The sequence below is a fragment of the Nicoliella sp. ESL1106 genome (assembly GCF_058509965.1).
This window is the reverse complement of sequence record NZ_CP196340.1, coordinates 1,094,942-1,120,280: the sequence shown is the minus strand read 5'-3', so window position 1 is coordinate 1,120,280 and position 25,339 is coordinate 1,094,942. Positions and strand designations below refer to the sequence as shown.

The window sequence follows — 25,339 nt, the reverse complement described above, 5'->3', positions numbered from 1 at the left end:
TGACATTAGTTACCAGTCATCAGTAGCTTCAGTGGCTCAAAATACCGCTTCTTCTGCGGCTAATCAAGCCATCATTGATAAAAGCAATGCCAACCAAGCATTGTCTGTAATTTCAGTTGCCTTTAATTCGGCTTCTGCTGCCGATTCGACGGCTTCATCTGCTTCTAGCAATGCATCTACGAACACTTCATCTGCCAACAGTGCTAGCTCAGTTGCTAACAGTGTTAACAGTGCTAACTCGACGAATGCCAGTCTTGCTAGTTTATACGCCAGCATCGCGATTTCATATGCTAGTCAAGCAAGCAGTAACTTCGCCAGTGTTTCTGCTGCGAATGCTACGATCGCAAGCGTTTTTGCTTCCAATTCTGCAAACTCAACACTATCTACCTACGCTTCCGCTGCTAATTCTGCTCAAGTGGCTATCAGTAGCTACAATAGTGACGCTGGGCTTCAATCTAGTATCGCTATCAGTGCTGCGAGTGCAGCCGGTTCGTTACATGCCTCCGATGCGTCTCTATTGTCTAATGTCAATAGCTATTCTGCGGCCGTGAGTTCATACGACTCAGCTGCCAATTCTTATTATCTAGCTGGGAACGTCTCCGGTGGTGATTCGGAGGCTTCGAATGCTAAGACTGCGGTAAGCAATGCTAGTGATGTTGCGCAAACGATGCTGAACAATTCCAGCTCAATTCAAGATTTGACTAACTCAGCTAGTTCAGCTGCTTCTAAGGCTGCTGCTGATGCTAGTGGGATTGCCACTCAAATTGGTTCATTTAATAGTGCTTCCTCAGCTTTCTCTAGCGCTAGTGCTGCGATGAGTGGAGGTGCTAGTTCAGCTAATTCAGCTTCTACTGCAATTTTAAGCATGGCTACTTTAGTTAGTGATGCAATTGATAGTACCACTGCTGCATATGTAGATAAGGTTAAGCAGTATCAGTCTATCGTAAGTAGCGTTGCTAGTTCAATTTCAAGTGCTTACCCAACCGAAAGTAGTCAAACTTCATATGTTAATTCCTATTATGTTAAGGATCCTAACAATTCAACGTTTAGTTCTGCTAATACAATTGCTAATAGTGGATTTTCTGATGTAACTGGTGCAAAGAAGGATATGGTTACTCAGGGGGTTGTTGTCGATAGTTTAGCAGTTAACGTTTTCTCTCTCGAATCTCAATTGAGTCAATTAAGTAGTGCTATTAGTGATTATGCATCTGGAATTAGTCAATTTTCAACAGCTGCTAGTCAAGCCTATTCAGCTGGTAATATTTCATCAGCTAATGGATACATTACTCTTGTTAATAGCCTAGTTAATGCTGCTAGTTCAGTGACAAATAGTTTGCAAATTGCTACTTATACAATGCCTAGATTAACTAGTTTTGCCTACGTGCCAGTAGTATCTGCTTACGATGATTCCACCACTGCTTCGACTGGTTCAGTTGCAATTAGCTCTGCATATGGAATGGTTTCTAACGCTGCCTCTGCCGCTACTAGTGGTGGGACTTCATCGGCAAACTCAGCTTCAAGTACTGCTAGTATCGCTAGCTCTGTTGCTTCAACTGCTGTGAATGGAGCCAATGCTGATGCATCGAAGGCCTCTCAATACAACAAGGACGCTTCATCTGCTGATTCAGTCGTTACTAGCTACTCCAATAACGCGACCCAACAGGGAACAGTAATGAGTAACATCGTTAGTCAGTTCAGCGGATCCAGTAATGCGGCGTTAAGCAGCGCTAGTTTGCAATACAGTTCCGCTAGTTCAGCCTTAGGCAGTATTAAGACCAGTGCGGATTCTTACGCTGCTACCGCTAGTTCGCAATACATTATTGCCAGCAGTGCGGCTAGTTTGACGAACAACGACAGTGTGGCCGCCAGTGTTAACGCTAGTTTGGCGAACCAAGCTGCTTCGCAGGCCATTGATGCTAATACTGCCCAGAATTATACGCAGGCAACCTCCTTGGTTGAGAATGCGTCTAGTTATGCGGCTGCTGCTTCGTCTGCCGCTGCTGCTGCGCAAACTGATAGTTCAAACGCTGCTACTGCAACGCAAGCGGCTTCGGTTGCGGCTGCATCTGCAGAATCCGCCCAAAGTGATGCAGCTGGATACAATACTTCCGTTAGCGTGGCGATTTCCAATGCCCAAGCGGCTGCTTCCGCCACTAGTGATGCCAGTGCTGCATCTAGTTACGCAAATCAAGCATCCAGTTACAATAATAATGCGCAAAACGATAGTGCTGCGGTCCAAAGCGATGCCAGTGCGGCAAGTAATAATGCTACTTCGGCATCTAACAATGCTGCGATCGCATCAACGACTGCAAGTACGGCTGCTGCGAGTGCCAGTGCTGCCCAATCAACTGCGAATGCCAACAAGAGTAACGCTGCAATTCAATCGTTAGCATCGAGTGCTTCCGCTGCTGCCTCAACGGCTGCTTCAGCTGCTGCGGTTGCTAGTTCTGCTAATAAGCAGGCTGCTGCTGATTCATCGAATGCGATTGTCCAAAGCAATAGTGCTACTTCAGCTGCCAATGCTGGCTCAACGGCTAACAGTATTGCAAGTAGCGCCGCTAGTGCTGCATCAACGGCTGCCCAATCTGGTAATTCTTCGGCCGCAAGTACGGAGCGTTCGATCGCCAGTTCGGCTGCTAACGACGCCTCAAATGCCGCTAGTGCTGCCGCTGCTGCGAAGAAGTCTGCTGACTCATACGCAAGTGACGCTAGTGCTGCCAACAGTACCGCATCTAGTGCCAACAGTACTGCATCTTCTGCATCCAGTACCGCATCCAGTGCAAATAGTGCCGCTAGTTCGAATGCTTCTGCCGGAAGTGGGGCTTCAAGTGCTACCTCTGGAACTTCTAGTCAAGCAAGCAACATGAACTCCGCTACTAGCATTAGCACTAGTACCGCGAAATCATACGCTAACTCGGCATCGTTCTACGCTTCAGAAGCTAGTTCTGCTGCCGTAGCTACAAGTAACTTCAATACGCAAGTTACTAGCAACGCGACTGCTGCCAATAGCTTAGCTTCTGCTAACGGGCAAAACCAGATCGTGCAAGCACAAGCTAAGTTGGTTAACTCTGCTTCTGCTGCCGCAGCTGGCGCTCTTTCTGATGCTAACAACCAATCCGCTGCTGCTAACAGCGCCTACGCGAATGCATCCAGCGCCGCTGCCAGTGCGATCGCTGCTTCGACCGCTGCCAGTGTGGCCGTAAGTAACGTTAACAGTTTAGTTAGTGTTGCCAATAGCTACTACACGAATGGTGACGTTACCAACGGTTCCATCTTTGCTTCCCAAGCATCTGCAACTGCTTCTGGAATGGCTGCATTATCAACTGCAGCTTCCAATGCCGTGATTGCTGCTTCCAGCGCGACTGTTTTGGCTTCCAGTGCTGCATTGGCTGCCATCTCTGATCAAGCCGTTGCTTCATCCGCTGCCAGCGTTGTTGCCAGTGCCACTAGTGCTGCTAGTTCAGCCGCTAGTCAAGCATCTGGTGCTAACTCGAACGGTAGTAGCAACAATAGTACTGCTAGCAACGCTAATTCCGTTGCCGGAAGTGTGGCCTCTGCGAACGGAACTAACGCTAGTTTGGCGAACTCATATGCATCGAATGCATCATCATCCGCTAGCTTAGCTTCTTCAAATGCAGATAGTGTTACCACGGTTAACAATAGTATTGCTTCCTTAGTGAGTGCTAATGCATCGAATGCATCACTTGCTAGTTACGCTGTTGTAGCTAGTTCGGCTAGTGTTGCCATTTCAGGATTTAATTCTGATGCGCAAACACAAAAGAGCTTGGCTTCCAGTGCTGCGAGCGTTGCCAACTCAATTCACAGTAATTCTGATGGTTCATTGAGTGCCGCAATTTCAACGGCTTCAACCGCTGTTTCCGATAACGTAGCTTCCGCTAACTCAGCTTACCTTGCTGGAAGTACCAGTGCGGGTGATAGTTTTGCTGCTGCCGCAAGTTCTGCTGCTGCAACTGCAAGCACTGCCGCTCAATCAATGCTCAATAATTCCAGTGCCATCCTCAGTTACACTAATATCGCCAGCACGGCTGCTTCTAAGGCTGCTCAAGATGTCCAACAAATGGGCGTTCAGATCAGTTCATTTAATAGTGCCGCTAGTGCTGCCAGTGCCGCAAACTCCGCTGCCCAAAGTGGTGGTAGTACCGGTTCAAGTGCAAGTAGTCAGGCTTCATCCGCTAGTTCCGCAACTTCAGCTTCCGGATCGATTGCCGCTATAAATGATAGTGTTATCAACTCCGCTTACAGTGTCACAAGTTCAGTTGCTGGAACAATGACGAGCAATGTTACTTCCGCCAACTCAATTGCAAACTCGATCAATGCATACCTTAACAATGATCCAACGAACTCGATCTTTAAGAGTGCAGCATCAGTTGCTACTAGTGCTGTTACCGCGGTTAATAGCTTTAATGCCGATGCTTCATTACAAAATAGTATTGCATCTACGGCTTCTTCCGCCGGAACTTCACAGGTGGCATTAATCGCTTCCGCAAGTGCAAGTGTTAGTGGGGCTGTAAATAGTGCTAACAGTTACTATGGTCAAGCCCTTAATGCATACGCTACCGGGGATACGATTAGTGGATCCATTTATACCAGCAATGCAGTTAGCTATGCTAATAACGCTAGTTCCATCGCAGCAATTGCTACCAGTGCGGCAAACAACGTTACTAGTTGGGCTTCCACGGCATCGATTGCTGCTGACAACGCTAGAAAAGATTTAGCTAGTGCATCTAACGTTATTGTTTCAATGACTTCAGCTTCATCTGGCGCTTCATCTGCTGCATCCAATGCTGGATCAGGCACATCTTCTGCTACTTCCAGTGCAAGTAGTACAGCTTCATCCGCAAGTAGCACTGCATCTAGTGCCGCATCCGGTGCGAATGCGAACGCCAAGGTTGCATCGAGTGCTAATTCAGTTGCTTCATCCGCTGATGCTGCCGTTACTAGTTACTCCAACAACACGAATGGTATGAGCTCTGCCATGAGTGCAATCGTAAATAATTCCGCTAACGCAAGCAATTCTGCAATTAGTGCTGCTAATTCAGTCTTCAACAGTGCTAGTTCTGGTTTGACCAGTGCCAAGACCGCTGCTGATAGTTACTCTGCAACCGCTAGTTCCGCTTACAGTGCAGTTAGTTCCGCTGCTTCTGTTGCTAATAGTGCCAGCACGATGGCCAGCATCAACGCAAGTATTGCGAGTGCCAACGCCGCTGCTGCTTCATCTGCAACATCAGCTGGAAACTACGCCCAAGCTAATTCATTGAACTCCAATGCAGCTGCTGCGGCCTCCGCAGCTGCGCAAAATGCTGCTGATGCGAATGCTGCTAGTTCAGTTGCTGCTTCAATTACGCCTGCTGCGGTCAGTGCTGCTAGTTCTGCTAGTTCCGAAGCCGTTGTTGCTTCTGGCTTGAACAGCGACGCTGCTGCTGCTTACCAAAGTGCTGAAAACGCTAGTGCTGCTGTAAGTTACGCAAGCGCTGCGGCAATTTCTTCTAGCCAAGCATCCATTTACAACAGCAACGCCCAAAGCGACAGTGCTGCGGTACAAAGCGATGCTATTGTCGCAAGTAATAACGCTACTTCAGCATCTAACAATGCAGCGAGTGCATCAGCAACTGCCAAAACGGCTGCTGATAGTGCCAGTGCTGCTTCAGCAACCGCCAGTTCCAACAAGGACAACCCTGTAATTCAATCGTTAGCATCGAGTGCTGCTGCCGCTGCATCGAGTGCTGCTGCCGCTGCTTCGGTTGCTAGTTCTGCTAATACGCAGGCTGCTTCTGATTCCTCGAATGCAATCGTGCAAAGCTCAATTGCTAGTTCTGCTGCTGCTGCTGGATCAACTGCTAATTCAACGGCTGCTGGTGCTAGTTCCGCTGCTTCATCTGCTGCTCAAAAGGGTGATAGTAGTACTGCATCAACAGAGGCATCGATTGCTAGTTCTGCTGCGAATGCTGCATCAGCTGCCGCTAGCGCTGCCGCTGCTGCGAAGAAGGCTGCTGATTCATACGCAAGTGATGCTAGTTCTGCTAACAGTACCGCATCCAGTGCTAACAGTACTGCATCTTCTGCATCTAGCACCGCATCCAGTGCGAATAGTGCTGCTAGTTCAGCCGCATCTGGTTCCGCATCTGGATCAAACAGTGCATCACAAGCTAACAGTGCCGCTGCAAGTATTGCTAGTGTAGTTTATACGGCTGCCAGTGTTGCTAATGCCGATGCTAGTGGGGCAGAAGCATCTGCTAAGCTCGCTAGTTCCGCTGCGACCGTAACCAGTGGTTACAATAGTACGGCTGTATCACAATCTGCTGCGATTGCTAGTTTAGCTTCTGCTAACCCAAACAATTCCGTAGTAAGCAGTGCCAATAGTGTTGCTGCTTCACTTGCTACGCAAATTTCCGGCTTCAACAGCACCGCTGCCAGTGCTAATGCAGTTGCTTCCAATGCTGCAAGTGCCGCCAGAGCTGCTGCTAACCAAGCCAGTTCTGATAGTGTTGCCGTTTCTAATGGTGTAACTACCGTTAGTGCATTGGCTAGTCAAGCTAACGCTGCTTATGGTGAAGGAAACACAGTTGCTGGATCGATCTTTAATGTTCAAGCATCCAGTGCCGCAGCCAGTCTAGTTGCTTACCAAACCGATGCGCAATCTCAATCTAGCATTGCTTCTTCAGCATCTACAGCTGCATCTATTGCTGCAGCCATTGCGGTTGCTGCTGAAAGTTCTGCATCAAGTGTGGAAGTATCATTATCCAGTGCTGATAGTACTGCATCTAATGCTGCTAGCGCTGCCAACAATGGTTCTAGTACCGCTACTTCAGCTAGTTCAGTTGCCGCTAGTGTAACTGCAGGTGACAGTGCCAATGTTTCAGCTGCTAACTCATATGCAGCCCTTGCATCTAGTTATGCAACTACTGCTAATGACAGTGCTTCTAGTGTTAATAGTGTTAACAACAGTCTCGCTAGTTTGGCGCAAAGCAATAATGTTAACCCATTGATCACTAGTGCTGCTAGTGCTGCTAACTCGGCTAATACTGCCATTGCTAGTTACAATGCTGATGCGCAAAGTCAAAAGGCAATTGCATCTGGCGCCGCCTCTGCTGCAACGAGTGTTAAAGCAACTGATGAAAGTCTTAGTGCATCCATTGCAGCTGCATCTAGTGCCGTTGCTAACAACATCGCTGCTGCTAATTCAGCTTACCTTGCTGGTAGCAATACCGCTGGGGACAGTTATGCTAAACAAGCTGGTGTTGAAGCATCCAATGCTTCAACGTATGCACAATCAATGGTTGCTAATTCCTCTGCCATCGCTAGTTACACTTCAGTAGCCAGTGTGGCTGCTTCTAAGGCTGCTGATGATGTTCAAAGCATTGCAGTTCAAGTCGGTTCATTCAACAGTGCTGCCAGTGCTGCTAACAGTGCTGCCAGTGCTGCAACGAGTGGAAACAGTGCCGGAAGTGGAGCTTCATCAGAAGCTAGTTCCGCAGCCTCTGCTACTTCAACTGATGCTACAACTGCCAATAATAATAGCTCAGCTGTAAGTACTGCTTACAGTACCGCTAGTTCCGCTTCTAGCGTTGTCAGTGGCGACGTTCAATCAGCTAGTGTCATTGCTGGTTCAATCAACTCCTACTTCAACAGTAATTCTAGTGACTCCGTCTTCCAAAGTGCATCTGCTGTCGCATCCAGTGCCGTTAGCGCAATTAACGGCTACAACTACGATGCTGCTACGCAAAAGAGTATTGCTGGAAGTGCATCGACTGCGGTTACTTCACAAATTGCTGTAATTAGTAATGCTAGTTCCGCAATTGCCAGTGCCATCAGTGTCATTGCAAATGCTAATTCGAATGCTAGTTTTGCATATAAGGGTGGTAGTTATGCTGATGGATCTAGCTACACCGCAACAGCCTTATCTGCCGCTGCCGTTGCAAGTCAACAAGCTTCATCTGCAGCTAGTGCTGCTTCTGCAACGACTAGCTTAACGACAATTGCCCAAACTGCTGCTGATCAAGCCGTTAAGGATGAAAGTGCCGCTTCTGGTGCTATCCTTTCAATGGTTGCTGCTAAGGCCGGTGCTGATTCAGAAGCTGCCGCCATTGCTTCTTCAGGGGCTTCAGGAGACAACTCTAAGGCCAGTGGTGCTGCGAGTGGTGCTGCTTCCGATGCCAGTGCTGCAGGTAATTCTGCTACTTCTGCAAATTCAGCTGCTAAGTCAGCAAGTGCTGCTGCTGCTTCGGCAAATGCCGCTGCCTCTGCAAACCCAAGCAATACGGTAATTAGTTCAGCAGCTGCTGCCGCTAATTCAGCTGCTTCCGCTGCCAACTCAGCTGCAAACGATGCAAGTTCACAAGCATCGATCGCATCGAGTGCTGCGACTGCTGCTTCTGGTGATGCAAGCACTGCCAGTTCTGCTAATAATGCTGCATCTAATGCTAATAATGCTGCAAGTACTGCTGCTTCCGCTGCAAGTACTGCTGCCTCAACTGGTGATAGTAGTGCCGCATCCAAGCAAGCCTCGATTGCCAGTTCAGCTGCTTCTGCTGCCAAGGCTGCCAGTGATGCTGCATCAGCTGCCGCTAGTGCCGCTAGTTCCCACGCTGCAATTGCAAGTTCAGCTTCTAACCAAGCTGCTAATGACAGTAGTGCTGCTGCTAGTGCTAACTCTGCTGCCACGAGTGCTTCCAATGCTGCTAGTACAGCCGCATCAGGTTCCACTGCTGGATCAAGCAGTGCATCACAAGCTAACAGTTCCGCTGCAAGTATCGCTAGTGTAGTTTCCACTGATGCTAGTGCTGCGAGTGCTGATGCTAGTGGGGCAGAAGCATCTGCTAAGCTCGCTAGTTCCGCTGCGACCGTAACCAGTGGTTACAACAGTACTGCTTCATCACAAGCTGCCGCGGTTGCTAGTTTAGCTTCTGCTAACCCAAACAATGCCGTAGTAAGCAGTGCCAATACCGTTGCTGCTTCACTTGCTACGCAAATTTCCGGCTTCAACAGCACCGCTGCCAGTGCCAATGTAGTTGCTTCTAATGCTGCTAGTGCTGCTGTTGTTGCAGCATCTCAAGCTGCTAATGATAGTGTTGCCGTTTCTAATGGGGTAACTACCGTTAGTGCATTGGCTAGTCAAGCTAACAGTGCCTACAAAGAGGGAAATGCCACTGGTGGATCAATCTTTAATTCTCAAGCATCAAGTGCTGCTGCTAGTCTAGTTGCTTACCAAACTGATGCGCAATCTCAATCTAGCATTGCTGTTTCAGCATCTACAGCTGCATCTACAGCTGCTTCCATTGCGGTTGATGCTGAAAAGTCTGCATCAAGTGTCGAAGTATCATTATCCAGTGCTGATAGCACCGCATCTAATGCTGCTAGCGCTGCCAACAATGGTTCTAGTACCGCTACTTCAGCTAGTTCAGTTGCCGCTAGTGTAACTGCAGGTGACAGCGCCAATGTCTCCGCTGCTAACTCATATGCAGCCCTTGCATCTAGTTATGCAACTACTGCTAATGACAGTGCTTCTAGTGTTAATAGTGTTAACAACAGTCTCGCTAGTTTGGTGCAAAGCAACTCTACTAACCCAGTGATTATCAGTGCCGCCAGTGCTGCTAACTCGGCTAATACTGCCATTGCTAGTTACAATGCTGATGCGCAAAGTCAAAAGTCAATTGCATCTAATGCCGCTGCTTCTGCTACGAGTGTTAAAGCAACTGATGAAAGTCTTAGTGCATCGATTGCATCTGCATCTAGTGCCGTTGCTAACAACATCGCTTCTGCTAATTCAGCTTACCTTGCTGGTAGCAATACCGCTGGGGACAGTTATGCTAAAAAAGCTGGTGTTGAGGCATCCAATGCTTCCACGTATGCACAATCAATGGTTGCTAATTCCGCTGCCATCGCTAGTTACACTTCTGTAGCCAGTGTGGCTGCTTCTAAGGCTGCTGATGATGTTCAAAGCATTGCAATTCAAGTTAGTTCATTCAACAGTGCTACCAGTGCTGCTAACAGTGCCGCTAATGCTGCAACGAGTGGAAACAGTGCCGGAAGTAGTGCTGCATCTGAAGCCGGTTCCGCAGCATCTGCTACGTCAACTGATGCTACAACTGCCAATAATAATAGCTCAGCTGTAAGTTCTGCTTACAGTACCGCTAGTTCTGCTTCCAACGTCGTCAGTGGTTACGTTCAATCAGCTAGTGTCATCGCTGGTTCGATCAACTCCTACTTCAACAGTAATTCTAGTGACTCCGTCTTCCAAAGCGCATCTTCTGTCGCATCCAGTGCCGTTAGCGCAATTAACAGTTACAACTCCGATGCTGCTACGCAAAAGAGCATCGCTGGAAGCGCATCGACTGCAGTTACTTCACAAATTTCTGTAATTAGTAATGCTAGTTCCGCAATTGCCAGTGCCATCACTGCCATTTCCAATGCTAATACGCAAGCTAGCTTTGCATTTTCAACTGGTAAGTACTCGGATGGATCCAGTTACACATCAATTGCAGTATCTATTGCTACTGTTGCAAGTCAACAAGCCGATAGTGCAGCTAGTGCTGCTGCTGCAACGACTAGCTTAACTAAGGTTGCAAGTACTGCTGCTAGTCAAGCCGTTACCGATGAAAGTGCCGCTTCTGGTGCTATCCTTTCAATGGTTGCTGCTAAGGCCGGTGCTGATTCAGAAGCTGCTTCGATTGCTGCATCTGGTGCTTCAGGTAATAATGCCAACGCTAGTGGTGCTGCGAATGGTGCTAAATCAGATGCCAGTGCTGCAAGTAATTCTGCTGCTGCTGCTGGTTCAGCCGCTAAGTCAGCTAGTACAGCTGCTTCTGCCGCAAGCTCAATCGCCTCTGCTAACCCAAGTAATGCTGCAATTAGCTCTGATGCATCAACCGCTGCATCTGCTGCTGTAATTGCTAGTTCCGCTGCCAGCGCTGCTAGTTCGCATGCTGCAATTGCATCTAGTGCTGCATCTGATGCTTCTAGTGATGCAAGCAATGCTAGTGCTGCCAATAGCACGGCTGCCAGTGCTAATAGTGCTGCAAGTAATGCTGCTTCCACTGCAAGTAGTGCTGCCGCAAAGGGCGATAGTTCTACTGCATCCGCGCAATCATCAATTGCTAGTGCCGCTGCTAGTGCCGCTAAGTCTGCCAGTGATGCTGCTGCTAGTGCCGCTAATGCCGCTAGTTCCCACGCTGCAATTGCTAGTTCCGCTTCTAACCAAGCTGCTAATGACAGCAATGCTGCTGATAGTGCTAACTCTGCTGCTTCAAATGCTAACTCTGCTGCTAACTCAACCGCTAGTGCTGCGAGCGATGCTGCTGGCAATAACTCCGGCACATCATCTGCAGCCAATAGCTATGGATCTGCAATTGGTACCAACACTTCGAACGCAACAACTGATGCCAGTCAAGCTTCCACCTATGCATCAGAAGCTAGTTCCGCTGCCGTAGTTGTGAGTGGCTTTAGTAGTAATGCCCAAGGGCTTGCTTCTTCCGCTAACTCATTAGCTTCTGCTAACCAAAGCAACACGTACGTTCAATCACAAGTGTCATTAGTCAACTCAGCTGCCGCTGCGATTGCTAGTTACAGTGCCGATGCAGCTGTTCAATCTTCAACTGCAAATAGTGCTTACGCAGTTGCTTCTAGCGCCGCTGCGAGTGCCGTTGCCATTTCGAATGCTGCCAGCGTAACCGTAAGTACCGTTAACAGCTTAGTTTCCGCTGCTAATATTGCCTACACTAAGGGTGATGCTAATACTGGTTCCGTTTACGCAGCCCAAGCCTCTGCTGCCATTCCTGGCTTGAGTTCCCAAGCTACTGCGGTTTCCGCAGCTGCTTCAATTGCATCGAGTGCAACTGTTGTTGCATCTAATGCTGCCGCTAAGGCTAAGGCTGACGAAAGTAATGCTTCAGCTGCCTTCAATGCTGGCTCAGCTGCCGAAAGTGCTGCTAGTTCTGCTGCGAGTGCTGCAAATAATGGAGCAAATGCTGGTAGTTCTAACAATAGTGCTGCTGGTTCAGCTAGCGTGGTTGCCGGAAGCGTCAACTCAGGCGATGCTACCAACGTTGCTTCTGCTAACTCATACGCTGCCGATGCTTCATCATCAGCTAGCTTAGCTAGTTCCAATGCTACTAGCATCAATTCTGTAAACAGTAACGTTGCGAGTCTTTCATCCGCAAACTCCGGAAACGCATCCGTTGCTAGTGCCGCTACTGCTGCTAGCTTAGCTAATAGCACCATCGCATCACTTAGTACCGATGCTCAATCTCAAAAGAGTACGGCTGCCAGTGCTGCCAGCGTTGCTACTAGCATCCACAGTGATGGTGATAGTACTGCTAGTGCTGCGATCTCCAGTGCCTCCGTTGCGGTTTCTAACAACGTTGCATCTGCCAACTCCGCTTACCTAGCTGGTAACACCAGTGAGGGTGATAGTTATGCCAAGACGGCTAGTGAAGCTGCTGCAACTGCTAGCACCACTGCCCAAACGATGATCAACAACTCCAGTGCAATTCTTTCGTTGACCAACATCGCTAGCCTTGCCGCTTCTAAGGCTGCTAATGACGTGGTTCAAATTGGGGTTCAAATCAGTAGCTTTAACTCAGCATCATCAGCTGCAGCATCTGCAGCTAGTGCCGCTAATGGTGGAAACAGTGCTGCTAGTTCAGCATCATCTGCCTACAATTCAGCTACTTCTCAAATTAACGCCAACTTTAGCACTGCTGGAACGGATGTAACATCTGCAAACTCATACAGCGCGGTTGCATCGAGTGCTGCTAGTGTGGTTAGTGGGGTAAATAGTTCAGCTAACGGCTTAGATAGTATCGTTAACAGTTACTTGAACAACGATCCAACTAACTCCGCATTCAAGAGTTACGCTTCATCTGCTAATAGCATTACTGCTACGATTAATAGCCTCAATACTGATGCCCAAACTCAAAAGAGTACCGCATCCAGTGCTGACTCTGCTGTTAACTCATACTACACATTGATCAGTAACGCTTCCGCTGCGGTATCCAATGCCTCTCTTGCTGCTAGTGTTGCCAACAGTCTTGCTGTTTCAGCTTATGAAGCTGGCAATACTTCAGGTGGTAGTGCTGCGATGGTCAGTGCTGCATCATACGCTGCCTTTGCTAGTTCCACTGCGGTTGCAACTAGTGGTTATGCTTCACTTTCAACTAGCTTAACGACGGTTGCAAGTACTGCTGCTAGCCAAGCCGTTGATGATGAAAGTAATGCTAACGTTGCCCTTGGTTCATTGAATAGCGTTGCTTCAGCTACTAGTTCCGCTGCTGCCGATGCTGGAAGTGCTGGTAATTCGGCTGCCTCGAGTGCCAGTTCTGAAGCTAGTTCAGCTAATAGTGCTGCATCGACCGCTGCTAATGGGGCCAATGCAAACGCTAGCGTTGCATCGATCGCTAATTCAACTGCATCATCTGCTGATAGTGTTGTTACTAGCTACTCCAACAATGCTACGCAACAATCATCATCAATGAGCAATTACGTTTCAAACAACCCAAGTAACGCTGCTATTAGTACTGCTAACTCAGCATATCAAAGTGCTAGTGCTGGATTATCAAGTGCTAAGAGTGCTACTGATGGTTACTCAAATACTGCAAGTTCTGCTTACAGTACCGCAAGCTCCGCAGCCTCCGTTGCCAATAGTGCTAGTGTAGCCGCAAGTATCAACGCTAGTCTTGCTAACTCTAACGCAAGCAATGCCATTGCTGCTAATAGTGCTGGTAACTACTCATTAGCAAGCAAGTACAATTCTGCTGCTGCTAATAATGCTGCCGATGCTTCTAATAATGCGGTTACTGCTAATAATGCGAGTGACACTGCAGCTACTGCTACTAAGTCGGCACAAGCTGCTGCTAGTTCTGCAACTTCCGAAGAATCGGTTGCTTCTAGCTTGAACAGTACCGTTAACTCTGCTGTTGCCGCTGCTTCAACCGCCAGTGCCGCTGCTAGTTATGCGAGCCAAGCAAGCAGTGATTCTAGCGTTGCTTCATCTGCTACCAGTGGGGCTTCATCGGATAATGCGAAGGCCAGTGCTGCTGCTGGTTCTGCTAGTTCAGATGCTAGTTCAGCTTCTAACTCAGCTGATTCTGCTAAGTCATCAGCAGCTGCTGCTAGTGCTAGTGCTGCTATTGTCAACTCAGCTGCCTCTGCTAACCCAAGTAACGCTGTAATTAGATCCGCTGCATCAGCCGCTAATTCCGCTGCTTCCGCTGCAAACTCAGCTGCAAACGATGCAAGTTCCCAAGCATCAATCGCATCGAGTGCTGCGAATGCTGCTTCTAGTGATGCAAGCACTGCCAGTTCTGCTAATAATGCTGCATCTAATGCTAATAATGCTGCCAGTTCTGCTGCTGCTGCTGCAAGTACTGCTGCCCAAAGTGGGAATAGTAGTGCCGCATCCACGCAAGCATCAATTGCCAGTTCTGCTGCTGCTGCTGCCAAGGCTGCCAGTGATGCTGCATCCAGTGCCGCTAATGCTGCTAGTTCCCACGCTGCGATCGCTAGTTCAGCTTCTAACCAAGCTGCTAATGACAGCAGTACTGCAGCTAGTGCTAGCTCAACTGCAGCCAGTGCTTCGACTGCTGCTAGTTCCGCTGCTGCTGGATCTGGTTCTGGGGAAAGCAGTGCCGCAAAGGCTAATAGTTCTGCTGCAAGTATTGCGAGTGCGGTTGCCATTTCTGCTAGTGCTGCTAACACTGATGCCAGTGGGGCAGAATCATCTGCTAAGATCGCTAGTTCCGCTGCGACCGTAACCGGTAGTTACAACAGTACGGCTTCATCGCAAGCTGCTGCAGTTGCTAGTTTAGCTTCTGCTAACCCAAGAAACTCTTTAGTATCTAGTGCCAATAGTGTTGCTGCTTCGCTTGCTAGTCAAGTTGCTAGTTACAACAATACGGCTGCTAGTGCTAATGCAGTTGCTTCAAATGCTGCGAGTGCCGCCAGGGCTGCTGCTAATCAAGCTAGCGCTGATAGTGTTGCCGTTTCTAATGGGGTAGTTACAGTTAATGCGTTTGCTAGTCAAGCTAATAGTGCCTACAACGATGGAAATCCAACGGCTGGAGCAATCTTTAATTCTCAAGCCGCTAGTGCCGCTGTTAGTCTAGTTAATTACCAAAGTGATGCATCTAATCAAGTTGTAATTGCTAGCTCTGCTTCTGCAGTAGCATCTAAAGCTGCTATCGATGCGGTAAATGCTGAAAACTCTGCTTCGATTGTTGAAATTTCATTAGCAAGTGCCACTAGTGCTGCTAATTCAGCCGCTAGTCAAGCATCTGGGGCCAACTCCAATGGTAATAGCGAAAACAGTACCGCTAGTTCCGCTAATTCAGTTGCCGGAAGTGTCTACAGTGGTGAAGCTGAGAACGTTAGCCTAGCGAACTCGTATGCTTCCGATGCATCATCATCAGCTAGTTTAGCTTCATCGAATGCTGATAGTATTGCGGTTGTTAATAGTAGTATCGCTAGTTTATTCAAGAGTAATTCTCTTAACCAATCCGTCTCTAGTGCTGCTAGTGCTGCCGCTTCTGCAAATGCTGCAATTGCATCGCTCAATACTGATGCTCAATCACAAAAGATCACGGCATCCAGTGCTGCTAGCGTTGCCAATGCTATTCATGCTTCTAATTCAGCACTTAGTGGTACAATTTCCAGTGCTTCAACTGCAGTTTCTGACAACGTAGCTTCCGCTAACTCAGCTTACCTTGCTGGTAGTACCAGTGCTGGTGATAGCTACGCTGCTGTTGCAAGTACGGCTGCAAGCACCGCTAGTGCCACTGCCCAAACGATGATCAATAACTCAAGTGCAATTGCATCATTGACTTCGGTTGCCAGTGTGGCTGCTTCTAACGCTGCTAATGACGTTCAACAAATGGGTGTTCAAATCAGCAACTTCAATAGTGCTGCCAGTGCTGCTAATAGTGCCGCTAGTGCTGCAACGAGTGGAAACGCTGCCGGAAGTGGGGCATCATCAGAAGCTAGTTCCGCATCTGCTTCGACATCTACTGCCGCATCGACTGCTAATGCTAATAGTGCCGCTGTAAGTTCTGCTTACAGTACCGCTAGTTCCGCATCCAGCTTAGTCAGTGGTTACGTTCAATCAGCTAGCGTCATCGCTGGTTCGATCAATTCCTACTTCAACAGTAATTCTAGTGACGCCATCTTCAGTAGTGCTGCTTCATACGCATCCATTGCCGTAACTGCAATTAGCAGTTACAACTCCGATGCTGCTACGCAAAAGAGTATCGCTGGAAGTGCATCGTCTGCGGTTACTTCACAAATTGCTGTGATCACGAATGCAAGTTCTGCAATTGCAAGTGCAGTGATTGCTGTTTCAAATGCTAATACGCAAGCTGATTTTGCCTTCAAGACTGGTGATAATGTCACTGGTTCCAGCTACACGGCAATTGCCTTAGCTGCCGCTTCCACTGCAAGTCAACAAGCTTCATCTGCCGCTAGTGCTGCTGATGCAACGACTAGCTTAACTAAGGTTGCAAGTACTGCTGCTAGTCAAGCCGTTAACGATGAAAGTGCCGCTTCAGGCGTAATGCTTTCCTTGGCTGCTGCTAAGGCCGGTGCAGATTCAGAAGCTGCTAAGATTGCTTCTGCAGGGGCTAATAGTGATAGTAGTGCTGCATCCAGCGCTGCTGCCGCTGCTGGTTCTGCCGCTACTTCTGCTAATTCAGATGCTAGTTCCGCATCTAACTCTGCTGCAGACGCAAGCAAAGCTGCTGCCAGTGCTGCATCTACTGCATCAGCTAACCCAAGCAATTCTACAATTAGTTCGGATGCATCCACAGCTAGTTCCGCTGCGTCAACGGCTAGTTCCGCTGCGAGTGCTGCTAGTTCACATGCTTCAATTGCTAGTTCTGCCGCAAGTCAAGCTTCGGCTGATTCATCTGCTGCTAGCTCAGCTAATAATGCTGCTAATAGTGCCAGTGCTGCTGCTTCTACTGCTGCCAGTGCTGCAAGTACTGCTGCCGCAAGTGGTGATAGTAGTGCCGCATCTAAGCAATCATCCATTGCTAGTTCTGCTGCCAGTGCTGCTAATAGTGCCAGCGCCGCTGCTTCCTCTGCTGCCAGTGCTGCGAAGAACCACGCTTCAGAAGCTAATTCCGCTGCAAGTCAAGCTTCAGCTGACAGTAGTAATGCTGATAGTGCCAAATCTGCTGCCACGAGTGCTTCCAATGCTGCTAGTTCAACCGCTAGTGCTGCGAGTGCTGCTGCTGGCAATAACTCCGGCACCTCATCTTCAGCCAATAGCTATGGAACTGTAATTGGTACTAACACTTCGAATGCGACTACCGATGCCAGCCAAGCTTCGATCTTTGCATCAGAAGCTAGTTCCGCTGCCGTAGTTGTGAGTGGCTTTAGTAGTAACGCCCAAGGGCTTGCTTCTTCCGCTAACTCATTAGCTTCAGCTAACCAAAGCAACACGTATGTTCAATCACAATTATCATTGGTTAACTCAGCTTCTGCTGCGATTGCTAGTTACAGTGCTGATGCAGCTGTTCAATCTTCAACTGCCAATAGTGCTTACGCAGTTGCATCTAGCGCCGCTGCGAGTGCCGTTGCCATTTCGAATGCTGCTAGTGTGACAGTAAGTACCGTTAACAGCTTAGTTTCCGCTGCTAATAGTGCCTACACTAAGGGTGATGCCAATACCGGTTCCGTTTACGCGGCCCAAGCATCTGCTGCCATTCCTGGATTGAGTTCACAAGCTTCTGCGGTTGCATCAGCTGCTGCCCTTGCATCGAGTGCAACTGTTGTTGCATCTTCTGCCGCTGCTAAGGCTAAGGCTGACGAAAGTAGTGCTTCGATTGCTCTCAGTGCTGGCTCAGCTGCCGAAAGTGCTGCTAGTTCTGCTGCGAGTGCTGCAAACAACGGTGCTAGTGCTGGTAGTGCTAACAACAGTACTGCTAGTTCCGCTAATGTGGTTGCTGGAAGTGTCAACTCAGGTGATGCTACCAACGTTGCTTCTGCTAACTCATACGCTTCTGATGCATCATCATCAGCTAAGTTAGCTAGTTCTAATGCAACTAGCATCAATTCTGTAAACGATAGTATCGCTACGCTTGCCAAGAACAACTCCTTGAACCAATCAATTGCGAGTGCTGCGACTTCTGCAAGTACGGCTAACTCGATGATCAATTCATACTCTGTGGATGCAAGTTCACAAGCATCTATTGCTTCGAATGCTGCTGCTTCAGCTACTAGCATTCATGGTTCAGATGGTTCACTTTCAACTACGATTTCAAGTGCTTCGGTTGCAGTTGCTACGAACGTCGCTTCTGCTAACTCCGCATACTTGGCTGGTAACACCACTTCTGGTGATAGCTATGCTAAGACGGCTAGTGAAGCTGCTTCTACTGCTAGCGTCACTGCCCAAACGATGATCAACAACTCCAGTGCAATCTTTAGTTACACTAACATCGCTAGTGATGCCGCTTCTAAGGCTGCTAATGATGTTGTTCAAATCGGCGTTCAAATCAGTAACTTCAACAGTGCTGCTAGTGCCGCTAATAGTGCCGCCAGTGCTGCAACGAGTGGTAACGCCGCCGGAAGTGGGGCTTCATCTGAAGCTAGTTCAGCATCTGCTGCTACTTCAACTGACGCTTCGACTGCCAATGCTAATAGTGCCGCTGCAAGTTCTGCTTACAGTATCGCTAGTTCAGCTGCTACCACGGTAAGTGGTTACGTTCAATCAGCTAGCGTCATTGCTAGTTCGATCAACTCCTACTTCAACACTAATTCTAGTGATGCAGTCTTCAGTAGTGCTGCTGCATACGCATCCATCGCCGTTAATGCAATTAACAGTTACAACTCCGATGCTGCAACCCAAAGATACATCGCTGGAAGTGCATCGAGTGCCGTTACTTCACAAATTGCTGTGATCACGACTGCTAGTTCCGCAATTGCCAGTGCTATCAATACAATCTCTAGTGCAAATGTACAAGCTGGCTTTGCATTCTCAACTGGTAATAACGTCAATGGATCAAGCTACGCATCCATTGCCGTATCTGCCGCTGCCTTTGCAAGTCAACAAGCTTCATCTGCCGCTAGTGCTGCTGATGCAACGACTAGCTTGACGAAGGTTGCCCAAAGTGCCGCTAGTCAAGCCGTTAACGATGAAAGTGCTGCTTCAGGCGTAATGCTTTCATTGGTTGCTGCTAAGGCCGGTGCTGATTCAGAAGCTGCTGCAATCGCTTCTGCAGGAACTTCCGGAGATAACTCTAAGGCCGCTAGTGCTGCGAGTGGTGCTAAATCAGATGCCAGTGCTGCAAGTAATTCTGCTACTTCTGCTGGTTCAGATGCTAAGTCAGCAAGTGCTGCTGCTGCTTCGGCAAATGCCGCTGCCTCTGCTAACCCAAGCAATGCGGTCATTAATTCCGCAGCTTCCGCAGCTAACTCTGCTGCTTCCGCTGCCAACTCAGCTGCTAGCGATGCAAGTAATCAAGCATCAACTGCTTCGAGTGCCGCATCTGCTGCCGCTGATGATTCAAGCGCTGCGAATGCTGCTAATAGTGCCGCATCCAATGCTAACAGTGCCGCAAGTAGTGCTGCTTCCGCAGCAAGTACGGCTGCCTCAACTGGTGATAGTAGTGCCGCATCATCAGCTGCATCAATTGCCAGTTCTGCTGCTTCTGCTGCCAAGTCTGCCAGTGATGCTGCTGCCAGTGCCGCTAGTGCTGCTAGTTCCCACGCTGCGATCGCTAGTTCAGCTTCTACCCAAGCTGATAACGATAGCAAGGCTGCATCTGCCGCTAACTCAATTGCATCCAGTGCATCTACTGCTGCAAGTAGTGCTGCTAGCGAAGGAAGCAACGGAAACAATTCAGCTAATAGTGCAAGTAGTACGGCTGCAATCGCTAGTTCTGCTGCTATTTCATACGCAAGTGGTGCTGATGCGAATGCTTCCGCTGCTAAGATTGCTAGTCAAACCGCATCATCTGCTGATAGTGTGGTAACTAGTTACTCTAACAATGCTACTCAACAATCTTCAGCAATGAGCAACTACGTTTCTAACAACCCAAGCAACGCTGCAATTAGCAGTGCTAACTCAGCATATCAAAGTGCTAGTTCAGCCCTTAACAGCGATAAGAGTGCCACTGATGGTTACTCCAGTGCTGCAAGCTCTGCTTACATTGCTGCAAGCACGGCTGCATCAACTGCTGATAGTGAAGCTAACAATGCCAAGACCAACGCTAGTCTTGCAAGCACCAACGCTATTCAAGCCATTTCAGCTAATAGCGCTGGTAACTACTCACAAGCCAGTGCTTACAACTCGACTGCCGCTAGTTTCGCATCCGCTGCCGCTACGAATGCTGATAATGCTAAGACCGCAAGTCAAACTGCAGCCTTAGCTACTGCAGCTGGACAAGCTGCTGCTAATTCTGCTGCATCTACTGCAGCCGCTGCCGCAGCTCAAAACAGTGTTGTTAACTCGGCCGTTGCCGCTGCTTCTACCGCCAGTGCCGCTGCTAGTGATGCCAGTGCTGCTAGCTCTGCTGCCAGCCAAGCTGCTGGTGATAGTAGTGCTACTAACTCAGATACCAGCGTAACTTCAAGCGCTGCTTCTGCCGCTAGTTCCGCTGCCAGTCAAGCTACTTCTGATAGCTCGGCTACTTCATCTGCTGCTAACGCTGCCAACAATGCTGCTTCTGCCGCTAACAGTCAGGCTTCCGCACACTCTGGTAACAGTTTGATCAGTTCTGCCGCAAGCACCGCAACCAGTGCCGCCAGTGCTGCTAACTCAGCTTCTTCTGAAGCATCGAGTGCTGCATCGATCGCATCGAGTGCTAACTCAACTGCAACGAGCGCTAACTCTGCTGCCAGTTCCGATTCAAACGATGCTTCAACGGCTTCAGCAATTGCATCCAGCGCCGCTGCTGCCGCTAGCTCTGCCGCCCAAAGTGGTGACAGTTCTACCGCATCCAGTGCTGCTTCAGTTGCATCGAGTGCCGCTAATTCTGCGAATGCTGCTAAGTCCAGAGCCGACAGTGCTGCATCCGCTGCCGCTAGTGCCGCTAGTGCCGCTAGCTCTGCTGCTTCCAAGGCTGATAGTGCAAATAGCACTGCAACCAGTGCCGCTTCAGTTGCTAGCTCCGCTAACTCAGTTGCTTCATCTGCTTCCGCTGCTCAAAGTGCCGGTGCCGACAGTGGCTCCGCCGCTTCCAGCGTGGCAAGTAGCCAATCGGCTGCCGTAAGTAGCGCTGCTAATAACGCTAACAACGATGCATCTGCTGCATCTAGTTACGCTAGTCAAGCTGACTCCGCTGCTTCTGCTACTAACAGCATCAGTAGTAGTGCCCAAAGCGATGCTTCACAAGCCAGTGCTGCTGCTAGTGCAAATCCATCTGATAGCTTCATCCACTCGCAAGCTTCAATTGCCTCGGATGCTGCAAACACCGCTAATAGTGCTCAATCAGATGCTGATAAGCAATCCAGTGCTGCTAATAGTGCTGCTAGTGCTGCCAGTGCCGCTGCTTCGAAGGCGACTGCCGATTCCAAGGCAGCCAGCGATGCCGCAAGCACGGTCAACAGCTTAAGTTCTGCTGCTAGTTCCGCCTTTGCTGGTGGTGATACTTCTGCCGGAAGTATCTACAACAGTCAAGCTTCCGCTACTGCTAGTGGAATGAATAGCCTTCAAAGCGATGCCAGTGCTCAGGCTTCAATCGCCAGTGCTGCTAAGTCCATCGCTAGTTCCGCTGCTTCAGCTGCAATCAGTGATCAAAGTGTCGCTTCCAGCGCTGCTGCGGTTGCTAGTTCCGCTAACTCCGCTGCTACTTCTGCAGCCCAAAGCGATGCTGGTAACAACAACACCAACGCATCAAATGCTGCTAGTGGGACTTCGAACTATGCATCTAACGTTGCTAATGACTTTAACGCCACTAGTAACAATGCCTCAATTGCGGCTTCTGCTTCCGTTGCCGTTGCTAGTGATTCTGCTCAAGCATTGAATTCTGCTAGCTTGGTTAACTCGATCGTTGCTGCTAATTCCAGCAATGCTACCATTAGTGCTGCGGCTCAAGTTATCAACTCGGTCGCACCACAAATGGCTAGCTTGAATGCCGATGCTTCTGCACAAAAGAGTTTGGCATATGCTGCGACTGCTCAAGTTAGTTCAGTTGCCGTAGTTGCTAACAGTGCCAATGCTACTGCTAGTGAAGCTGCACGGGTTGCTAACATTTACTCATCATTAGCTGCTAGTGCTACTGGTGTTCACGATTACCAAAACGCAAGCAAGTACAATTCATCTGCTGCTACTAATGCTGCGACTGCAAGCGCAATGGTCTCAATTGCATCAAGCGCATTCAGCGTTGCTGAGGCTAACTCCGCGGTTGCTTCATCCGCAGCCATTGCAGCTGTCAATGATGAAAGTGCTGCTAACTCATTGTCAGCAGTGGTTAATGCTGCTACGCAATCTGCTGAACAAGCTAGTTCGGCTGCTAGTGATGCTGCACGGGCCTCATCGGCTGCTGCAAACGGTCAATCAGACGTTGATGCAGTTGTTAAGGATTCACAAGTAACTAGTTCGGTAAGTGTTCAAACTGCATCGAATAGCTTGGTTGCTTCACAACAAGCCCAAAGTGCAATGAACGCTGCTCAAGGTGCTGCTAAGGATGCAGCCGCTGCTTCATCAGCTGCGACTGCTTATCCTAAGGATCAAGTTGTTCAATCAAACGTTCAACTTGCTTCCTCCGCTGCTTCAGTTGCCAATAGTGCTGCTAGTCAAGCTTCATCGGCTGCCAGCGTTGCTAGTTCTGCTTCTGCATTAGCTAAGAGTGCTAGTCAAACTGCTAATTCCGCATTGAGCGCTGCTAATAGTGCCAATGCTTCAGCCCAAAGTGCTGATTCAGTAGCTAGTGTTGCTGCACAAAGTGGTGACAGCATGACCGCCAGTTCTGCACGGTCAGTTGCTGAATCTGCTGTTGCAACGATTGTAATTTACAGAAACCAAGCCGATAGCGCTGCTAGCGAAGCTGCTTCATTAGCTTCCGTTGGTTCAGCTGCTGAATCGACTGCCACTTCTGATAACAACGTTGCGCAAAGTGCTAGTTCAGTTGCGAGTGCTGCAAACTCCGCAATCAACAATGAAATTGCTGCTGCGAATGCTGGTACTAACACTGCATCGCAAGTGAATAGCTCTGCTAATTCTATTGCTTCAGTTGCTGCGAGTGTGGCTAGTGGTGCTAACATCAACACCAGTGCAATTGATAGTTATGCAAGCGTTGCTAATTCAGCATCAACGGCTACCGCTACTGATAACGGTTCGGTTGCCAGTGCAAATAATGCAATTGCAAGCATGACTGCTCAATTCCCAACGAATAGTGTTCTTGCTACTCAAGCCAGCGTTGCTAGCTCTGCTACTAGTGCTGTAAATAGCTTGAATAGTGATGTCGCTACTCAAAACAGCATTGCAAGTGCTGCTAAGTCTGTTGCTCATTCAGCTAGTGCAGCTGTAAGTTCGGCTAACAATGACATTCAAAAGGATGCTACTTTCGCTAGTTCTACCGCTGCTCAAGCTACTTCTTACTATGTAAATGGTAACCGGAGTGCTGGTGATATTTACAACAGTCTTGCTACTTCAGCAATGAGGGATGCAATGACTAACAGCACATTGGTTAACTCAGCTGCTTCGTTAGTTGCTTCTAACCAACAAGTTGCTAGTTCTGCTGCTGCTAAGGCACTTGCTGATCAAGTTGCAGCCGATTCGTTGAATGCAACGACATCATCAGCATTGAGTCTTGCAAACGATGCTTACCTAGCTGCTTCGAATGCTAGCGTTGCCGTTAGTGATTCCGTAGTAACTAGTTCTGCAAACAGCACTACTAATAGCGCTGCTGCATTTACGAGCTACGCATCTAGCGTTGACTCAGTAATTAACTCCAATGCAATCGTTGCTACGCCAGTAATTAGTGCTAACAATAGTTCAGCTGCTGCTGGAGCAAGCCTCTTGGCTTCAATTGCTAGTGCTAACTCAGGCGATGCTTCTCTTGCATCACTTGCTTCATTAGCAAGTAGCGCTGCTTCAGTTACGAATGCAGCTGCAATCTTTGCTGCTTCGGTTGCGGTTACGGTTAGTTCCGCTAACAGCACCACTAGTTCAGCAAACAGCGTTGCACAAAGTGCGCGGACTGATGTAAACAGTGATAATGCTGCTGCTTCTAGTGCTGCTTCAGCTGCCAGTGCTGCTGCTAACGTTGGTAACAATAGCGTTGCTAGTTACTCTCGTTCAGTTGCAGATGCTGCTGCTAGTGATGCAGTCGTTAAGAACAGCATTGCTAACAGTGCCGCTGCAGCTGCGAGTGTTGCTAATTCAATTGCAGTATCGCTTGCTGGAACGATCAGTATGAACAGTGCTCTTGCATCCAGTGGAAGCAGCGTTGTTTCCTCCGCTGCGAGTGCTGCGCTTAGCTACAGCGCATCAGTTAGTGCTGCTAAGTCGAGTGCATCTAGTGCCGCTAGTTCATCAGCTAGCAGCGCATCATCCAGTTCATCAGCTACTAGCTCCGCTTCATCTAATGCTAGTTCTGCCGCTGATTACTACAGTGCTGGATTGAACGATGCCGAAAGTGGCATTGCTAAGAATGCTTCATATGCTAGTGAAGCGACCTACCAAGGTGCTTATGATGGATACGTTGCTGGATCTAACAATGCTTCATCGGTTGTTGCTTCTGGAGCTTCATCAGTTTATGCTAGTGACTTTGCGAGAGCTTATGAAGTCGGACAAAGTGATTATGCTAGTGAATACGCACGTGGTAAAGCTGCTGCTAAGGCTGATACGATTGCTACATCGTCGCTACGTGGTAAGGCAAAGGGATATGTTGATGGATACGTTAATGAATTCAACGCTAAGTTGGCTAAGCATTCATCATATGTCTACAACAAGAAGAAGATTTACCTTTACGACAAGGCAACGTTTGCAGTTGATCAACGGTTAGCTAAGTCTAGCAAGATGTCCGGTAAGAACATCGATGGATTCAAGATCAAGAAGATTGCGGTTTCTGCTAGTGGCCTCGTTCGTTACTACATCAAGAACGTAATCTCTGGTTCAAAGGGTGCTTACATCACTGCGAACCATGCTTATGTAGCCAATGTTTACTATCAACAATCAGACCTGAATGGAAGCAATACCGTTAAGGTTATCAATCCTAAGGGTGCAATTGTTCATGGTGAAAAGGGCTTTAAGACCAGCAAGAAATTCTACAAGGTTGGTTCTAAGGTCAAGGTAAACAAGGTTGTTAAGTACAAGGGAATTACTCGTTTCTACATTGGAAAGGGTAAGTACCTAACCAGTAACAAGAAGTTCGTTAAGTTCATCTAG

1 protein-coding gene (only partly in view) is annotated in these 25,339 nt (G+C 48.6%); it reads left to right on the top strand.

Annotation, left to right across the window (positions count from 1 at the left end):
- On the top strand, nucleotides 1–25,339 hold the 3' portion of the coding sequence (locus ACSVI6_RS04850) for a DUF5776 domain-containing protein (RefSeq protein ID WP_491720565.1). 8,210 nt of this gene lie to the left of the window's left edge; only the last 25,339 of its 33,549 coding nucleotides appear in the window; the start codon falls outside the window, past its left edge; its stop codon occupies nucleotides 25,337–25,339.